Consider the following 17934-nt stretch of genomic DNA (forward strand, 5'->3'; position numbering starts at 1 on the left):
AGAAGCTGATGTACTTGCTGACTCTGACGCACTTGTTGAGGCTGACTCAGAAGCGCTTGTTGACGCTGATTCAGAGGCCGATGTGCTTGCTGATTCAGAAGCTGATGTACTTGCTGACTCTGATGCGCTTGTTGACGCTGATTCAGAAGCCGATGTGCTTGCTGATTCTGAGGCGCTTGTTGATGCTGACTCAGAAGCTGATGTGCTTGCTGACTCAGAAGCGCTTGTTGACGCTGATTCAGAAGCTGATGTACTTGCTGACTCAGAGGCGCTTGTTGATGCTGACTCTGATGCACTTGTGCTTGCTGATTCTGAAGCACTTGTTGATGCTGACTCAGAAGCCGATGTGCTTGCTGATTCTGAAGCGCTTGTTGATGCTGACTCTGATGCACTTGTGCTTGCTGATTCTGAAGCACTTGTTGATGCTGACTCAGAAGCCGATGTGCTTGCTGATTGACTTGCACTTGTTGAGGCTGATTCTGACGCACTTGTTGACGCTGATTCAGAAGCTGATGTACTTGCTGACTCTGACGCACTTGTTGAGGCTGACTCAGAAGCGCTTGTTGACGCTGATTCAGAAGCCGATGTGCTTGCTGATTCTGAGGCGCTTGTTGATGCTGACTCAGAAGCTGATGTGCTTGCTGACTCAGAAGCGCTTGTTGACGCTGATTCAGAAGCTGATGTACTTGCTGACTCAGAGGCGCTTGTTGATGCTGACTCTGATGCACTTGTGCTTGCTGATTCTGAAGCACTTGTTGATGCTGACTCAGAAGCCGATGTGCTTGCTGATTCTGAAGCACTTGTTGACGCTGACTCAGAAGCCGATGTGCTTGCTGACTCTGATGCACTTGTTGACGCTGATTGGCTCGCACTTGTTGAGGCTGACTCAGATGCCGATGTACTTGCTGATTCTGAGGCACTTGTTGATGCTGACTCAGAAGCTGATGTACTTGCTGATTCTGAGGCACTTGTTGAGGCTGATTCAGAAGCCGATGTGCTTGCTGATTCTGACGCACTTGTTGATGCTGATTCAGAAGCTGATGTACTTGCTGACTCTGAGGCGCTTGTTGACGCTGATTCAGAAGCCGATGTGCTTGCTGACTCTGAGGCGCTTGTTGACGCTGACTCAGATGCTGATGTACTTGCTGACTCTGACGCACTTGTTGATGCTGACTCAGAAGCTGATGTGCTTGCTGATTCTGATGCACTTGTTGAGGCTGATTCAGAAGCCGATGTACTTGCTGACTCAGAGGCACTTGTTGAGGCTGATTCAGAAGCTGATGTACTTGCTGATTCTGATGCACTTGTTGAGGCTGATTCAGAAGCCGATGTACTTGCTGACTCAGAGGCACTTGTTGACGCTGACTCTGATGCGCTTGTGCTTGCTGACTCAGAGGCACTTGTTGATGCCGATTCAGAAGCGCTTGTGCTTGCTGACTCAGAAGCGCTTGTTGACGCTGATTCAGAAGCTGATGTACTTGCTGACTCAGAGGCGCTTGTTGATGCTGACTCTGATGCACTTGTGCTTGCTGATTCTGAAGCCGATGTGCTTGCTGATTCTGAAGCACTTGTTGACGCTGACTCAGAAGCCGATGTGCTTGCTGACTCTGATGCACTTGTTGACGCTGATTCAGAAGCCGATGTGCTTGCTGACTCAGAGGCGCTTGTTGACGCTGATTCAGAAGCCGATGTGCTTGCTGACTCAGAGGCGCTTGTTGACGCTGATTCAGAGGCACTTGTCGATGCTGATTGGCTAGCACTTGTTGATGCTGACTCAGAAGCTGATGTGCTTGCTGATTGACTCGCACTTGTTGATGCTGACTCAGAGGCAGATGTGCTTGCTGATTCTGACGCACTTGTTGACGCTGACTCAGAGGCACTTGTCGATGCTGATTGGCTCGCACTTGTTGATGCTGACTCAGAAGCTGATGTGCTTGCTGATTGACTCGCACTTGTTGATGCTGACTCAGAGGCACTTGTGCTTGCTGATTGGCTTGCACTTGTTGATGCTGACTCAGAAGCTGATGTGCTTGCTGATTGGCTCGCACTTGTTGATGCTGACTCAGAGGCACTTGTGCTTGCTGATTGGCTTGCACTTGTTGATGCTGATTCAGAAGCTGATGTGCTTGCTGATTGACTCGCACTTGTTGATGCTGACTCAGAGGCCGATGTGCTTGCTGATTCTGACGCACTTGTTGACGCTGACTCAGAGGCACTTGTCGATGCTGATTCTGACGCACTTGTTGACGCTGACTCAGAGGCACTTGTCGATGCTGATTGGCTCGCACTTGTTGATGCTGACTCAGAAGCTGATGTGCTTGCTGATTGACTCGCACTGGTTGATGCTGATTCAGAAGCTGATGTGCTTGCTGATTGGCTAGCACTTGTTGATGCTGATTGACTCGCACTTGTTGATGCTGACTCAGAGGCACTTGTCGATGCTGATTGGCTTGCACTTGTTGATGCTGATTCAGAGGCAGATGTGCTTGCTGATTGGCTTGCACTTGTTGATGCTGACTCAGACGCTGATGTGCTTGCTGATTGGCTCGCACTGGTTGATGCTGACTCAGATGCCGATGTGCTTGCTGATTCTGACGCACTTGTTGACGCTGACTCAGAGGCACTTGTGCTTGCTGATTGACTTGCACTTGTTGATGCTGACTCAGAGGCCGATGTGCTTGCTGATTCTGACGCACTTGTTGACGCTGACTCAGAGGCACTTGTCGATGCTGATTCTGACGCACTTGTTGACGCTGACTCAGAGGCACTTGTCGATGCTGATTGGCTCGCACTTGTTGATGCTGACTCAGAAGCTGATGTGCTTGCTGATTGACTCGCACTTGTTGATGCTGATTCAGAAGCTGATGTGCTTGCTGATTGGCTTGCACTTGTTGATGCTGATTGACTCGCACTGGTTGATGCTGACTCAGAAGCTGATGTGCTTGCTGATTGACTTGCACTTGTTGATGCTGATTCAGACGCTGATGTGCTTGCTGATTGGCTTGCACTTGTTGATGCTGACTCAGAGGCACTTGTGCTTGCTGATTGGCTTGCACTTGTTGATGCTGATTCAGAAGCTGATGTGCTTGCTGATTGACTCGCACTGGTTGATGCTGACTCAGAGGCCGATGTGCTTGCTGATTCTGATGCACTTGTTGATGCTGACTCTGATGCGCTTGTTGACGCTGATTGGCTCGCACTTGTTGATGCTGACTCAGAGGCCGATGTACTTGCTGATTCTGATGCACTTGTTGATGCTGACTCAGAAGCTGATGTGCTTGCTGATTGACTTGCACTTGTTGATGCTGATTCAGAAGCTGATGTGCTTGCTGATTGGCTTGCACTTGTTGATGCTGACTCAGAGGCACTTGTCGATGCTGATTGGCTGGCACTTGTTGATGCTGATTCAGAGGCTGATGTGCTTGCTGACTCTGACGCACTTGTTGATGCTGACTCAGAGGCGCTTGTGCTTGCTGATTGGCTCGCACTTGTTGATGCTGACTCAGATGCCGATGTGCTTGCTGATTCTGACGCACTTGTTGACGCTGACTCAGAGGCACTTGTGCTTGCTGATTGGCTCGCACTTGTTGACGCTGATTCAGATGCCGATGTGCTTGCTGATTGGCTTGCACTTGTTGATGCTGATTCAGATGCCGATGTGCTTGCTGATTCTGACGCACTTGTTGATGCTGACTCAGAGGCACTTGTGCTTGCTGATTGGCTTGCACTTGTTGATGCTGACTCAGACGCTGATGTGCTTGCTGATTGACTTGCACTTGTTGATGCTGATTCAGACGCTGATGTGCTTGCTGATTGGCTTGCACTTGTTGATGCTGACTCAGAGGCACTTGTGCTTGCTGATTGGCTTGCACTTGTTGATGCTGATTCAGAAGCTGATGTGCTTGCTGATTGACTCGCACTGGTTGATGCTGACTCAGAGGCCGATGTGCTTGCTGATTCTGACGCACTTGTTGACGCTGACTCAGAGGCACTTGTCGATGCTGATTCTGACGCACTTGTTGACGCTGACTCAGAGGCACTTGTCGATGCTGATTGGCTCGCACTTGTTGATGCTGATTCAGACGCTGATGTGCTTGCTGATTGGCTTGCACTTGTTGATGCTGATTCAGATGCCGATGTGCTTGCTGATTCTGACGCACTTGTTGATGCTGACTCAGAGGCACTTGTGCTTGCTGATTGGCTTGCACTTGTTGATGCTGACTCAGACGCTGATGTGCTTGCTGATTGACTTGCACTTGTTGATGCTGATTCAGAAGCTGATGTGCTTGCTGATTGGCTTGCACTTGTTGATGCTGACTCAGAGGCACTTGTCGATGCTGATTGGCTTGCACTTGTTGATGCTGATTGGCTTGCACTTGTTGATGCTGATTCAGATGCTGATGTACTTGCTGACTCTGACGCACTTGTTGATGCTGACTCAGAGGCGCTTGTGCTTGCTGATTCTGACGCACTTGTTGACGCTGATTCAGAAGCCGATGTGCTTGCTGACTCTGAAGCACTTGTTGATGCTGATTCAGAAGCTGATGTGCTTGCTGATTCTGACGCACTTGTTGATGCTGATTCAGAGGCGCTTGTTGACGCTGATTCAGAGGCACTTGTTGACGCTGACTCAGATGCTGATGTGCTTGCTGATTGACTTGCACTTGTTGATGCGGACTCAGAAGCCGATGTGCTTGCTGATTCTGATGCACTTGTTGATGCTGATTCAGAAGCCGATGTGCTTGCTGACTCTGATGCACTTGTTGATGCGGACTCAGAAGCTGATGTGCTTGCTGATTCTGATGCACTTGTTGACGCTGACTCAGAGGCACTTGTTGACGCTGACTCTGATGCGCTTGTACTTGCTGACTCTGAGGCGCTTGTCGATGCTGATTCTGATGCACTTGTTGACGCTGATTCAGAGGCCGATGTGCTTGCTGATTCTGATGCACTTGTTGATGCTGACTCTGATGCGCTTGTTGACGCTGATTGGCTCGCACTTGTTGATGCTGACTCAGAGGCCGATGTACTTGCTGATTCTGATGCACTTGTTGATGCTGACTCTGATGCGCTTGTTGACGCTGATTCAGAGGCCGATGTGCTTGCTGATTCTGATGCGCTTGTTGACGCTGATTCAGATGCTGATGTACTTGCTGACTCTGAGGCGCTTGTTGACGCTGATTCAGAAGCCGATGTGCTTGCTGATTCAGAAGCCGATGTGCTTGCTGACTCTGATGCGCTTGTTGACGCTGACTGGCTAGCTGACGTGCTTGCTGATTGACTTGCGCTTGTTGATGCGGATTGGCTAGCTGATGTACTTGCTGATTGACTGGCGCTTGTTGATGCTGACTGGCTAGCTGACGTGCTTGCTGATTGGCTTGCACTTGTCGACGCTGACTTAGATGCACTTGTTGAAGCACTTTGGCTCGCACTTGTCGACGCTGACTGACTTGCACTGGTCGATGCGGACTTAGATGCACTCGTTGAAGCACTTTGGCTGGCACTGGTTGACGCTGATACTGACGCGCTTGTGCTTGCTGACACTGATGCACGGTAATCTGAATCTGATATATCCGGTGTTACCGTATTTACCGTTCCATCTTTATAAGTGATGGTCACCGTTCCATTTTCTGCAATAGAATAACTTCTAATACGGTTTGCAGTCTCTGGATTTGCTGTTTTCACAGCAGCCAAGATCTTATCTTTCTCACGCTGGTTCAGAGCGTTTGGATGTTCAACTTGAAAGACTACTGACGGCTTCTTACCAGGGAATCTTTCATTCAATTTACCTTGAGCAACAACTACTGTCGGAGTACGTGCTTCGTTATTAGACAAGTCTACAGCTTTGGTCCCGAGATTCCATGTATTTTTATCAGCATATTCCTGATTAGGATTATAAGTCGCCGTATACTCCAAAGTAGCAGGAGCATTCGTTGGTGTATTCTTGAACCCTGGCGCATCATCATTCGAAGAATATCCTTTTTGGAATATTCTATCTTTATCAGAAACACCATCATAAAGTTTCAAGTCTCTAAGTTTGCCACTATTATCTGAACCTTTCAAGACAACTTTAACTTCATCTCCGGCAAAAATTTCGTACCCACTCGTACCAGGACGGACATTATTTTTCGGAGAAAGTTTTTCCCACTTACCACCATTCTTAACATAGATTTCAAATTCAGGATTTGGAGCTACATTTTCGTTAGTAATCGTCTTAGAAGATGTGGCAGATTGAAGAGTTACATTGTTACCGTTTGGATCCCGAACAACCTTCTCTTGTTTAACCGTTACATTTCCTGTAGGTAAGAGTCCATTATTGGCATCAGTAACCCGTTTCAAATCAGACGGTCCAAATGTCACACTTGTTCCTGTTGCTTGCTTTTGAATTGTCTGACCAGCAATAGTCAAGGTCACTGTAGCTCCTGGAGTTACGTTATTTACCACAATCGAACGATTTGGCAAACCACCTTTTTCAGTAACTGAATCAGATGCAATTTCAGGCGCTTGTGGATTTACTTTCACAGTAACAGGGACTTTTTGTTTAACTCTGACACCTGTTGAATCTGCAGGTAATTCTACTTCTACTTCCTTAGTAAAGGTTCCTACCTCAGTGAGTGACGGAGCACCACCTACCCAGTTGTAATTAGTGTTTGTCGCGTTAAAAGTTGGGCTTCCCGATACTTTTGTAACCGCGTTTTGCGGATTTGCTACAGCTTGTTTATAAGCTGGATCATCTGTCTTATTTTGAGTAAAGACATAAGAACGATTTGATTCAAACTTATAGACATCATGGACAACATCAACAGTTTTACTTAGTTTATTAGTGTCATTTTCCCCCATACGACCTACCGGATAGGTAAAGGTCACTTGGTAGGTATTGCTTCCTGCCTCATTTGTATTGATAGGTGAGCCAGAAACTACTTGACCATTTTTACTCCAAGCTTGGCTTGCACCACTTGGATATCCAGCAGTTCCTTCTTTATCAACATAATTATGCCAAACTGTTCCCTTATGAGGTTGTGTTCCTTGAATATCATTTACTGGACCTTTAGGCTTAATTGTCGCTAGAACTTCATAATCTACAGTAACATCTTCGCTTCCGCCATTAGGATATTCGATGTGGGCAACTGCTTGTTTAGACCCTGTCTCAGCAGTATTAATTTCTGACCCTGGTTTCCAAGTAATTCTTGTTCCATTTGGGAATGCTTTACCGTTAGCACGTTGGATAAAGTTACTCGCATCTCCCAAGTCGCTCGCCTGTTCTCCAATATAGGTATAGACTTTCGGTACTTTAGCAATTGGATCGTATTTTTCCAAGGCAGCATTGATAGTACTTGTGGTACCATCACGATAGGTAACGGTTATCGTACCATTTGTTGAGACTTCAATTTTCGCTCTAGTACCTGGGAAGGTTAAAACGGTACCATTTGCATCTGAAGTCACATTTGGCTGGACTCCTGTCTTAGCGAGATCTTGATTAGATAGTAAATCACGTTTATTGGTTGAATTATTAATGAAGTTATTATAAACTTCTCCAATTTCTTGCGGCGTTAAATGCTCCAAATCCTTAACTTGAACAACATCTCCACTCTGAACATCATGACGCTCGTTGAATCCTTTGATGGTGTAGGTAACAGTTGCTTCAGATTATTTATTACCCCAATCAACTGCTCCAATAAGATAGGTATAGGTTTTTCCTACTGTAGCAGATGCATCACCGTTACCTACAGTTCCATGTATATGACTGCCAATATTTTCATATTCCCGAGGCTGATTGAGAAATGGATTTTTATTTCTTGGATCATTAGGATTATAGTTTGGATTCAGTCTATTTATCGCTTGTCCCATCAGAGGACCATCATAAGTAACGCCAGGAATAGGGTCTCCACCTCTTGATCCATATGAATGAATTCTAGTTCCATTTTTTAGTATAGAAACTTCGAGATCAATACTATCATCATTATAGACATCGAAATGAGTACCTTTTTTTATTTCAATATTTGGACCTGATTTACTTACAGAAGGTTTTGGCGTCGGTTTTGATTCATTATACCCTGTTGGAACACTTGCCGTTTGAACTCTAGAAGCATTCCCTTGAGTATTTTGTCCGATAGGTGCCGAGCTAACCTGAACCTGCATATCTGCAGTCGCAGTCGGAACATTGTTATCGTATTTAACTTTGACTACAATCGTACCGTTTAAGTTTCTATTTTGTCCATGTCTGTAATTATAAACAATTTCAGAACCCTGAGTAAAGGTTGGAGTCATCTGATTGTCATTAAATGTTGCACTTTGGACATGACCACCTCGGCCGACATTTATTTTAACACCCACATTGCTCAAAGCACTATTAGCCTGAACATTCATGGTGTACGTCGCGATACCAGTAGCCTTATCAAAAGTAGCAACTGGACTACTTACTGTCATACGGCTATCATTTTGAGAAGGAGCCCAACTTGCACGAAGGGAAGCATCACGCAACATGGCTTGACCATTACGGGCATCACGCGCACCTGAGTTGGCTCTCAAAACAGCATTGACAATAGAATTACGAGCTAGAGTCGCTTTTTGCACCACCGCTGTCCAGTCACTCGTTGGATTTGCCAAAGCTTTTTCAATAGCTGTCACTGCTGCATTTACCTTAGTAATTGCAGAATCAGTGTTTGGTAAACCAGCAGCCTTCGCTAAGTATTCACCCATTTCGGCTGATAACTTGGTTAACTTCTTACGATTTTCTTCATTTTTCTTTACAGAAGTTTCTACAGATGACAAGGTTGCAGCTGTTGCACCAACTAAACTTGTTGTATCTGAATTTGTTTTAACAACATTTGACTCAATAGCAGCAGGCTTCAAAATTGATGAATCAATTTTGGCAACCTTTGATTCATTTTGAGTCGATACTTTCTTATCATCTTGAACTTCAGATACAGTTTTTTCTGAGGAAGCTCCTACTGATGTTGACACGCTACTTGTTTGGCTAGCAGATTGACTCAAACTAGTTGACGTACTAGCGGAATCTGAAGCGCTAGCGCTAGCTGAAGATGATGTGCTAGCTGAGGCACTAACTGACGTACTAGCGGAAGCACTTGCTGAAGTGCTGGCTGAAGTACTAGCTGAACTGCTAGTAGAAGCTGATTCTGAAATCGAAGCGCTTTCACTCATAGAAGTAGACAAGCTAGCAGAATTTTCCGAGTTACTTAGAGATGTTGTCCCCAAAACTGCTGTATCATTTGTAACTAAAAGGTCTGGATTTTCCAGTGTTTTTTCCACGGCTACTGTTTCATTTGCAAATACTTTTGTTTGAGTAGCAAGACTACCACCTAAAACTGCTCCTGTGGCGGCAAGTCCCTTGATAATATCCAGACCTGTAATAGAAGGATTCACTTTATCCTCTACCACTTCAGTCATGACTTGAGTCGTATCTACACCACCCCGTAAGACCTTGAATAAACCAAAAAGAGAGGTTGAAGCTCGCAACCAATGTTTTCCTGATTTGATTAACTTGTATCTCGTCACACGGTCGGTTTCTCTATATTCACCTTTCTGACGTCTAAAAAACATGTTTTATCCTTTCATTCTATACCAAAGAGTGCACTCTGGCCCATTTAATCATACCCTCAAATTATACTTTAAATGCAAACGCTTGTCAAGAAATTTGATATATTTTTATATAATATCACCATTCAAATATTTTGAAATGTCCAACTATTTATAAGTTCTCTAACAGCATCTAATAGCTTGGTATAAAAAGCCTCAAATAACTTTTTAAAATATATATAACTAAATTTATTTTAGTTGTAAAAAGTATATAACGTTCGGATTTTCAATATATTATATAAACACAATATAAAAAATTGACTATTCATGTTTCATTGATAAACTCATAATGTAATGCAAAAATACTATCTAGGTAGGTCTTGTGACAATAGATTATCATAAAAAATTGCTTCGAATCAACTCGATTATCCTCTGTAACTCCTATCAAAAATGCCCACAATTAGGTTATAATCATGGGCATTCTATTGATGTTTTTTCTAGTTAGCTAGGCCATTATCTCCCCGTCACGACAGAAAAGCCCACGAATTGATACCATTCGTGGATTTTTACTAGTGAAGCGTTTAGGTAGACCGCCATAGCGGTTACCTATTATTAGATTACGACACTGAATTTTACAAATAGATTCCATTTGTAAAACTCAGTTAGCGAGGTAGTTAGGTCATACACTATCTAATCGTTACGACGTAAAGTTTTACGAATCGATACTATTCGTAAAACTTTACTAGTGGAGCGCCTAGCTAAGTTCCTTAGAAACTTGGCGTTAGTTACTTAGATTGTTACACAATCAAGTATATTTACTGAACTACGACACGGAGTTTGGCAAATCGATTTTATTTGCCAAACGTAGTTAGTAAGGCAGTTAGCTAGACTACTTCCTACCAGTTACGACGGAAAAATCCACGAATCAATAATATTCTTCGTGGATTTTTCCTAGTGAAGCGTTTAGGTAAGCCGCCATAGCGGTTACCGTCAAATGACAGCAACTTTATGTTGCTAGTCATTTGTAACGATTTACATCTTTTCTTCCAACTCTACATCTGGATACTTATCCGCAAACCAGCGGAGGGCAAAGTCATTTTCAAAGAGGAAGACTGGTTGGTCAAAACGGTCTTTGGCCAAGATATTTCGGCTTGATGACATCCGTTCATCCAAGTCCTCAGGCTTGATCCAACGAACGGTCTTTTTACCCATTGGGCTCATGACCACTTCCGCATTGTACTCACCTTCCATGCGGTGTTTAAAGACTTCAAACTGGAGTTGACCAACAGCACCTAGCATGTACTCGCCTGTTTGGTAGTTCTTATAAAGCTGAATAGCTCCCTCTTGCACCAGTTGCTCAATTCCCTTGTGGAAGGATTTTTGCTTCATGACATTCTTAGCGGAAACTTTCATGAAAATTTCAGGAGTAAAAGTTGGCAGTGGTTCAAATTCAAACTTGTTTTTGCCAACAGTCAATGTATCCCCAACCTGATAAGTACCTGTATCATAAACCCCGATGATATCACCCGCCACGGCATTGGTTACATTCTCACGACTTTCCGCCATAAACTGGGTAACATTAGACAATTTAGCCCCCTTACCAGTACGAGGTAGGTTGACACTCATGCCTCGCTCAAATTCACCTGATACGATACGGACAAAGGCGATACGGTCACGGTGACGAGGGTCCATGTTGGCTTGGATCTTAAAGACAAATCCCGAGAAATCCTTGTCATAAGGATCTACAATTTCGCCGTCTGTTTTCTTATGACCATGTGGTTCTGGAGCAAACTTGAGGAAGGTTTCAAGGAAGGTCTGCACACCAAAATTAGTAAGAGCTGAACCGAAGAAGACAGGCGTCAATTCTCCAGCCAGAATAGCTTCTTCTGAAAACTCATTCCCAGCTTCATTTAAAAGCTCAATATCATCCTTGACTTGCTCGTAGAAAGGATTGCTACCAAAAAGCTTGTCCCCATCTTCTAAACTGGCAAAACGCTCATCCCCTTTGTAGAGCTCCAGGCGTTGGTTATAAAGGTCATATAAACCTTCAAAGGCTTTCCCCATCCCAATTGGCCAGTTCATCGGATAGCTAGCAATGCCCAAGACTTCTTCTAATTCTTGCAAGAGGTCCAGCGGCTCACGACCGTCACGGTCTAGCTTGTTCATAAAGGTAAAGACTGGAATACCACGGTGTTTCACAACCTCAAACAATTTCTTGGTTTGAGCCTCGATACCCTTGGCAGAATCCACCACCATGACCGCAGCATCCACCGCCATCAAGGTACGATAGGTATCTTCTGAGAAGTCCTCGTGCCCTGGTGTGTCGAGGATATTCACACGCTTGCCATCGTAGTCAAATTGCATAACAGATGAAGTAACCGAAATCCCACGTTGCTTCTCGATATCCATCCAGTCAGACTTGGCAAAAGTCCCTGTTTTCTTCCCTTTTACCGTACCAGCCTCACGAATCTCGCCCCCAAAGTAGAGCAACTGCTCAGTAATTGTTGTTTTCCCCGCGTCCGGGTGAGAGATGATGGCAAAGGTACGACGTTTCTTAATTTCTTCTTGAATATTCATAAGTTCTCTTTCTTTAGATTCTCTATTTTTCTTGTTTCAATAGCTAAGAATGATTTTTACATTGGATTTTACCATTCCTTTCAACACTCCATTATATCGGATTTTGAGTAGTTTTTCAATTGCTCATCCGATGAAAAAAGTTAGCTAGAGCACTGATTTCACCTGGTTTCTCTTTTTCCACCGTTTTTTGAACAAGATATCAAAAAGAACCAGAGCCAGTGAAAGGATGACGGACACAAGTAGGTACTTTAGCCATAGGGGGGCATCAGGAATAAAAGGTGTCTTATTTAACAAGCCATAATTCCCACCAGTCACCTGATTAACCCCAACTAGAAAGAGATTGAGGATAAAGGTATAGACTACAATCATATATTTCTTGAGTAGGCTCTTGTCATAGTGATTCATCAAGTAAACCAAGGAATTCACTAGAAGGGCATAGTGCCCAATCAAAAATGAAAAACTGGTAATATGGGGGAAGTCATAGGGGTCAAAAACTGGGTAAACCAGTGCAAATACAGCTCCACTTGCTCCTAAGAGGGCAAAATACTGCTTGCTTTTCCATTTATCAGGCAAGAAAACCACAGCAAACATAGCTAAACGGCAATGATAAAATGGGAGACTATTAGAAAAGGGAATCCCAAAACCAACATACCAACTATAGAGTGCTAGCAACTGGAGGATCTGAATCCCCTTAAACAAGTATACAAATTTCGGATTTTTGTGATAAGTAAGTGCCCCATAAATACAAAGCATTAAGACAAGCATCATGACCCCATACCAAAAAAGTGAAATGGGAGGAGGGACTGTCTGAGTTCTGGTGATAAATTGATGGAACATGTTTCTATCCTAACTCTTATTTTTTCTTTTTCTAGTTTAACTATTATAGCGAATTAAAAACGATTTTTCAATTTCTATTTCTTTTCAGTTTGGCTCCCTTATTTATAGGAAAATATGGTAAAATAGAACAGACTAAAAATCATCATTTCACGAAAGGATGCAAGATGAAAATTACGCAAGAAGAGGTAACACACGTTGCCAATCTTTCAAAATTAAGATTCTCTGAAGAAGAAACTGCTGCCTTTGCTACGACCTTGTCTAAGATTGTTGACATGGTTGAATTGCTGGGCGAAGTCGACACAACTGGTGTCGCACCTACTACAACTATGGCTGACCGCAAGACCGTACTCCGCCCTGATGTGGCCGAAGAAGGAACAGACCGTGATCGCTTGTTTAAAAACGTACCTGAAAAAGACAACTACTATATCAAGGTACCAGCTATCCTAGACGATGGAGGAGATGCCTAATGACTTTCAACAATAAAACCATTGAAGACTTGCACAATCTCCTTGTCTCTAAGGAAATTTCAGCAACTGAATTAACACAAGCTACGCTTGAAGATATCAAGTCTCGCGAGACCGCTATCAACGCTTTTGTTACCATCGCTGAAGAGCAAGCTCTTGCTCAAGCTAAGGCTATTGATGAAGCTGGAATTGACGCTGATAATGTCCTTTCAGGAATTCCACTTGCAGTTAAAGACAATATCTCTACTGATGGTATTCTCACAACTGCAGCCTCAAAAATGCTCTACAACTATGAGCCTATCTTTGATGCGACAGCCGTTGCCAATGCAAAAGCGAAAGGCATGATTGTCGTAGGGAAAACCAACATGGACGAGTTTGCCATGGGTGGATCAGGTGAGACTTCTTACTACGGTGCCACTAAAAATGCTTGGGACCACAGCAAGGTCCCTGGTGGATCATCAAGTGGTTCTGCTGCAGCTGTAGCCTCAGGACAAGTCCGCTTGTCACTTGGTTCTGATACTGGTGGATCTATCCGCCAACCTGCTGCCTTCAACGGAATCGTTGGTCTCAAACCAACCTACGGAACAGTTTCACGTTTCGGTCTCATTGCCTTTGGTAGTTCATTAGACCAGATTGGACCTTTCGCTCCGACTGTTAAGGAAAATGCCTTCTTGCTCAATGCTATTGCAAGCGAAGATGCCAAAGACTCTACTTCTGCTCCTGTCCGCATTGCCGACTTTACTTCAAAAATTGGTCAAGACATCAAGGGCATGAAAATTGCTTTGCCTAAGGAATACCTTGGTGAAGGAATTGACCCAGAGGTTAAGGAAACTATCCTGAATGCCGCTAAACACTTTGAAAAACTTGGTGCTATTGTCGAAGAAGTCAGCCTCCCTCACTCTAAATACGGTGTTGCCGTTTACTACATTATCGCTTCATCAGAAGCTTCATCAAACTTGCAACGCTTTGACGGTATTCGTTACGGCTACCGCGCAGAGGATGCGACCAACCTTGACGAAATCTATGTAAACAGCCGTAGCCAAGGTTTCGGTGAAGAAGTAAAACGCCGTATCATGCTTGGAACATTCAGCCTTTCATCAGGTTACTATGATGCTTACTACAAGAAAGCTGGTCAAGTTCGTACCCTCATCATCCAAGATTTCGAAAACGTCTTTGCGGATTATGACCTGATTTTGGGTCCAACTGCTCCAAGCGTTGCCTATGACTTGGATTCACTCAACCATGATCCAGTTGCCATGTACTTGGCTGACCTCTTGACCATCCCAGTCAACTTAGCTGGTCTACCAGGAATTTCGATTCCTGCTGGTTTCTCTCAAGGTCTACCTGTCGGTCTGCAATTGATTGGTCCTAAGTACTCTGAGGAAACCATTTACCAAGCTGCTGCTGCTTTTGAAGCAACAACAGACTACCACAAACAACAACCCGTGATTTTTGGAGGTGATAACTAATGAACTTTGAAACAGTCATTGGACTTGAAGTCCACGTAGAGCTCAACACCAATTCAAAAATCTTCTCACCTACTTCTGCCCACTTTGGAAATGACCAAAATGCCAATACAAATGTGATTGACTGGTCTTTCCCAGGAGTTCTGCCAGTTCTCAATAAAGGTGTTGTCGATGCCGGTATCAAGGCTGCTCTTGCCCTCAACATGGACATCCACAAAAAGATGCACTTTGACCGCAAGAACTACTTCTATCCTGATAATCCAAAAGCCTACCAAATTTCTCAGTTTGATGAGCCAATCGGATATAACGGATGGATTGAAGTGGAGCTAGAAGATGGTACGACTAAGAAAATCGGTATTGAACGTGCTCACTTGGAAGAAGACGCTGGTAAAAACACCCATGGTACAGATGGTTACTCTTATGTTGACCTCAACCGTCAAGGGGTGCCATTGATTGAGATTGTATCTGAAGCCGACATGCGCTCTCCAGAAGAAGCCTATGCTTATCTGACTGCCCTCAAGGAAGTCATCCAGTATACTGGTATTTCTGACGTTAAGATGGAAGAAGGTTCTATGCGTGTAGATGCCAATATCTCCCTTCGTCCTTATGGTCAAAAGAAATTCGGTACTAAGACTGAGTTGAAGAACCTCAACTCCTTCTCTAACGTCCGCAAGGGTCTTGAATACGAAGTCCAACGTCAAGCTGAAATCCTACGCTCAGGTGGTCAAATCCGCCAAGAAACACGCCGTTACGATGAAGCCAACAAAGCAACCATCCTCATGCGTGTCAAGGAAGGCGCTGCTGACTACCGCTACTTCCCAGAACCAGACCTACCCCTCTTTGAAATCTCAGACGAGTGGATTGAGGAAATGCGGACAGAGTTGCCAGAATTTCCAAAAGAACGCCGTGCGCGCTACGTGGCTGACCTTGGCTTGTCAGACTACGATGCTAGCCAGTTGACTGCCAATAAAGTCACTTCTGACTTCTTTGAGAAAGCTGTCGCCCTCGGTGGTGATGCCAAACAAGTCTCTAACTGGCTCCAAGGTGAAGTTGCTCAGTTCTTGAACGCCGAAGGCAAGACACTGGAACAAATCGAATTGACACCAAAAAACTTGGTTGAAATGATTGCCATCATCGAAGACGGCACTATCTCGTCTAAGATTGCCAAGAAAGTCTTTGTCCACCTAGCTAAAAATGGCGGTGGCGCGCGTGAATACGTGGAAAAAGCAGGTATGGTTCAAATCTCAGATCCAGAAATCTTGATCCCAATCATCCACCAAGTCTTTGCAGATAATGAAGCTGCTGTTGCCGACTTCAAGTCAGGAAAACGCAACGCAGACAAGGCCTTCACAGGCTTCCTCATGAAAGCAACCAAAGGCCAAGCCAACCCACAAGTCGCCCTTAAACTTCTTGCACAGGAATTGGCGAAGTTGAAAGAAGAGTAGTATGTAAAAGAAACCAGCCCTGAGGTTGGTTTTTTCTCCCCTACCATCTCCCAATAACTATTTTGGCTTTATTTCCAGAAGATTTTATGGTAAAATGAAGAGTAATAATATTTATTAAAGAGGTAAAAACATGATTGAAGCAAGCAAATTGAAAGCTGGTATGACATTTGAAACTGCAGACGGAAAATTGATCCGCGTTTTGGAAGCTAGCCACCACAAACCAGGTAAAGGAAACACAATCATGCGTATGAAATTGCGTGATGTCCGTACTGGTTCTACATTTGATACAAGCTACCGTCCAGAAGAAAAATTCGAACAAGCTATTATCGAAACTGTGCCAGCTCAATACTTGTACAAAATGGATGAAACTGCCTACTTCATGAACACTGAAACTTACGACCAATACGAAATCCCAGTCGTAAACGTTGAAAATGAATTGCTTTACATCCTTGAAAACTCTGATGTGAAAATCCAATTCTACGGAACTGAAGTAATCGGTGTAACTGTACCAACTACTGTTGAATTGACAGTCGCTGAAACACAACCATCTATCAAAGGTGCTACTGTTACAGGTTCTGGTAAACCAGCGACTATGGAAACTGGACTTGTTGTCAACGTTCCTGACTTCATCGAAGCTGGACAAAAATTGATCATCAACACTGCAGAAGGAACTTACGTTTCTCGTGCCTAATCTCTAGAAAGAGGTCATTCTATGGGAATTGAAGAACAATTTGGCGAAATCGTTATCGCTCCACGTGTACTTGAAAAAATCATTGCCATCGCAACTGCAAAAGTTGATGGTGTCCACTCATTTTCAAATAAATCCGTATCTGATACCCTATCAAAACTCTCTCTTGGTCGTGGCGTCTACTTAAAAGAAAGCAACGAAGAACTAACTGCTGACATCTATCTCTACCTTGAGTACGGTGTAAAAGTACCAAAAGTGGCTCTTGCTATTCAAAAAGCAGTAAAAGATGCTGTCCGTGATATGGCTGATGTGGAACTTGCTGCTGTCAACATCCATGTTGCAGGGATCGTTCCAGATAAAACACCAAAACCTGAATTGAAAGATCTATTTAACGAGGACTTCCTCAATGACTAGTCCATTATTAGAATCTAGACGAGAACTTCGTAAATGCGCTTTTCAAGCTCTTATGAGCCTTGAATTCGACACAGATATGGAAACAGCTTGCCGCTTTGCCTACACACATGACCGTGAAGATGAAGATGTGCAAATCCCTACCTTTCTTCTGAACTTGGTTTCTGGCGTTCAATCTCAAAAAGACGAGTTGGATAAACAAATCAACCAGCACCTCAAGTCAAGCTGGACAGTTGAACGCTTGACCTTGGTGGAAAAAAACTTACTACGCTTGGGTATCTTTGAAATCACTTCATTTGATACACCTCAGCTAGTAGCCGTCAATGAAGCCATTGAACTTGCCAAGAATTTTTCAGATCAAAAATCAGCCCGTTTTATCAATGGACTGCTTAGTCAATTTGTAACTGAAGAAAATGGATAATCGAAAAGGTGTTTGGTCTTCCAAGCACCTTTTGACTTTCCCCTCTGTACAGACTAAGAACCACATAAAAACTAGAACTGACTGCCAG

Annotated in this window: 16 protein-coding genes and 2 pseudogenes; 13 read left to right on the forward strand and 5 right to left on the reverse strand. The window is 43.9% G+C overall.

Going from position 1 to position 17934, the window contains the following annotated elements; genetic code table 11:
• Positions 1–82 precede the first annotated feature (82 nt).
• The 7 genes from SK578_RS11495 (at position 83) to SK578_RS11505 (ending at position 3289) form a co-directional block, all read left to right on the forward strand.
• On the forward strand, positions 83–457 hold the full coding sequence (locus SK578_RS11495) for a hypothetical protein (protein WP_275451001.1): 375 nt from the start codon (positions 83–85) through the stop codon (positions 455–457).
• A gap of 129 nt (positions 458–586) precedes the next feature.
• Complete coding sequence (locus SK578_RS11500; protein WP_275451002.1) at positions 587–1801, forward strand: hypothetical protein; 1215 nt, start codon at positions 587–589, stop codon at positions 1799–1801.
• Positions 1802–1978: 177 nt separating this feature from the next.
• Complete coding sequence (locus tag SK578_RS11370) at positions 1979–2137, forward strand: hypothetical protein (protein WP_275451003.1); 159 nt, start codon at positions 1979–1981, stop codon at positions 2135–2137.
• Positions 2138–2170: 33 nt separating this feature from the next.
• The gene (locus tag SK578_RS11375) at positions 2171–2329 is read left to right on the forward strand and encodes a hypothetical protein (protein ID WP_275451004.1); all 159 of its coding nucleotides are present in this window, start codon (positions 2171–2173) and stop codon (positions 2327–2329) included.
• 153 nt (positions 2330–2482) lie between these two features.
• The gene (locus tag SK578_RS11380; RefSeq protein ID WP_275451005.1) at positions 2483–2641 is read left to right on the forward strand and encodes a hypothetical protein; all 159 of its coding nucleotides are present in this window, start codon (positions 2483–2485) and stop codon (positions 2639–2641) included.
• Positions 2642–2674: 33 nt separating this feature from the next.
• Entirely contained in the window at positions 2675–2833 is a 159-nt protein-coding gene (locus SK578_RS11385; protein WP_275451004.1) for a hypothetical protein, read from the forward strand.
• 297 nt (positions 2834–3130) lie between these two features.
• Positions 3131–3289: a hypothetical protein gene (locus tag SK578_RS11505; RefSeq protein ID WP_275451006.1), complete on the forward strand. Its 159-nt coding sequence runs from the start codon at positions 3131–3133 to the stop codon at positions 3287–3289.
• A gap of 269 nt (positions 3290–3558) precedes the next feature.
• On the opposite strand, the pseudogene SK578_RS11395 reads toward SK578_RS11505, so the two are convergent.
• From SK578_RS11395 to SK578_RS08490, 5 genes and pseudogenes are all read right to left on the reverse strand, one after another.
• A pseudogene (locus tag SK578_RS11395) lies at positions 3559–6840 on the reverse strand (MiiA motif-containing surface protein); the annotation flags it as partial.
• Between the two features lie 240 nt (positions 6841–7080).
• A pseudogene (locus SK578_RS11460) lies at positions 7081–7443 on the reverse strand (Rib/alpha-like domain-containing protein); the annotation flags it as partial.
• A 204-nt stretch (positions 7444–7647) separates the two neighbouring features.
• Complete coding sequence (locus SK578_RS11400) at positions 7648–9561, reverse strand: accessory Sec-dependent serine-rich glycoprotein adhesin (protein ID WP_042751640.1); 1914 nt, start codon at positions 9559–9561, stop codon at positions 7648–7650.
• Positions 9562–10569: 1008 nt separating this feature from the next.
• Positions 10570–12114 carry a peptide chain release factor 3 gene (locus SK578_RS08485; RefSeq protein ID WP_001025437.1) on the reverse strand — a complete coding sequence of 515 codons (1545 nt, stop codon included), beginning with the start codon at positions 12112–12114 and terminating at the stop codon, positions 10570–10572.
• Positions 12115–12258: 144 nt separating this feature from the next.
• Complete coding sequence (locus SK578_RS08490) at positions 12259–12951, reverse strand: YwaF family protein (RefSeq protein WP_042751641.1); 693 nt, start codon at positions 12949–12951, stop codon at positions 12259–12261.
• A gap of 164 nt (positions 12952–13115) precedes the next feature.
• Here SK578_RS08490 and gatC point away from each other — a divergent pair, with 164 nt between their 5' ends.
• From gatC to nusB, 6 genes are all read left to right on the forward strand, one after another.
• Entirely contained in the window at positions 13116–13418 is a 303-nt protein-coding gene (gene gatC / locus SK578_RS08495; protein WP_000705419.1) for an Asp-tRNA(Asn)/Glu-tRNA(Gln) amidotransferase subunit GatC, read from the forward strand.
• A complete protein-coding gene (gene gatA, locus SK578_RS08500; protein WP_042751642.1) occupies positions 13418–14884 on the forward strand; it encodes an Asp-tRNA(Asn)/Glu-tRNA(Gln) amidotransferase subunit GatA in 1467 nt (488 codons plus the stop codon). The genes gatC and gatA overlap by 1 nt, the downstream gene beginning before the upstream one ends.
• Complete coding sequence (gene gatB, locus SK578_RS08505) at positions 14884–16326, forward strand: Asp-tRNA(Asn)/Glu-tRNA(Gln) amidotransferase subunit GatB (RefSeq protein ID WP_042751643.1); 1443 nt, start codon at positions 14884–14886, stop codon at positions 16324–16326. The genes gatA and gatB overlap by 1 nt, the downstream gene beginning before the upstream one ends.
• 130 nt (positions 16327–16456) lie before the next feature.
• Positions 16457–17017, forward strand: a complete 561-nt coding sequence (gene efp, locus SK578_RS08510; protein ID WP_000568643.1) for an elongation factor P — start codon at positions 16457–16459, stop codon at positions 17015–17017.
• Between the two features lie 21 nt (positions 17018–17038).
• A complete protein-coding gene (locus tag SK578_RS08515) occupies positions 17039–17428 on the forward strand; it encodes an Asp23/Gls24 family envelope stress response protein (RefSeq protein ID WP_000510575.1) in 390 nt (129 codons plus the stop codon).
• Positions 17421–17846, forward strand: coding sequence for a transcription antitermination factor NusB (nusB, locus tag SK578_RS08520; protein WP_042751644.1), 426 nt, complete (start codon positions 17421–17423; stop codon positions 17844–17846). Before SK578_RS08515 ends, nusB begins: the two co-directional genes overlap by 8 nt.
• Positions 17847–17934 lie beyond the last annotated feature (88 nt).

It is taken from the genome of Streptococcus mitis (assembly GCF_000722755.1).
Taxonomy (GTDB): domain Bacteria; phylum Bacillota; class Bacilli; order Lactobacillales; family Streptococcaceae; genus Streptococcus; species Streptococcus mitis_CM.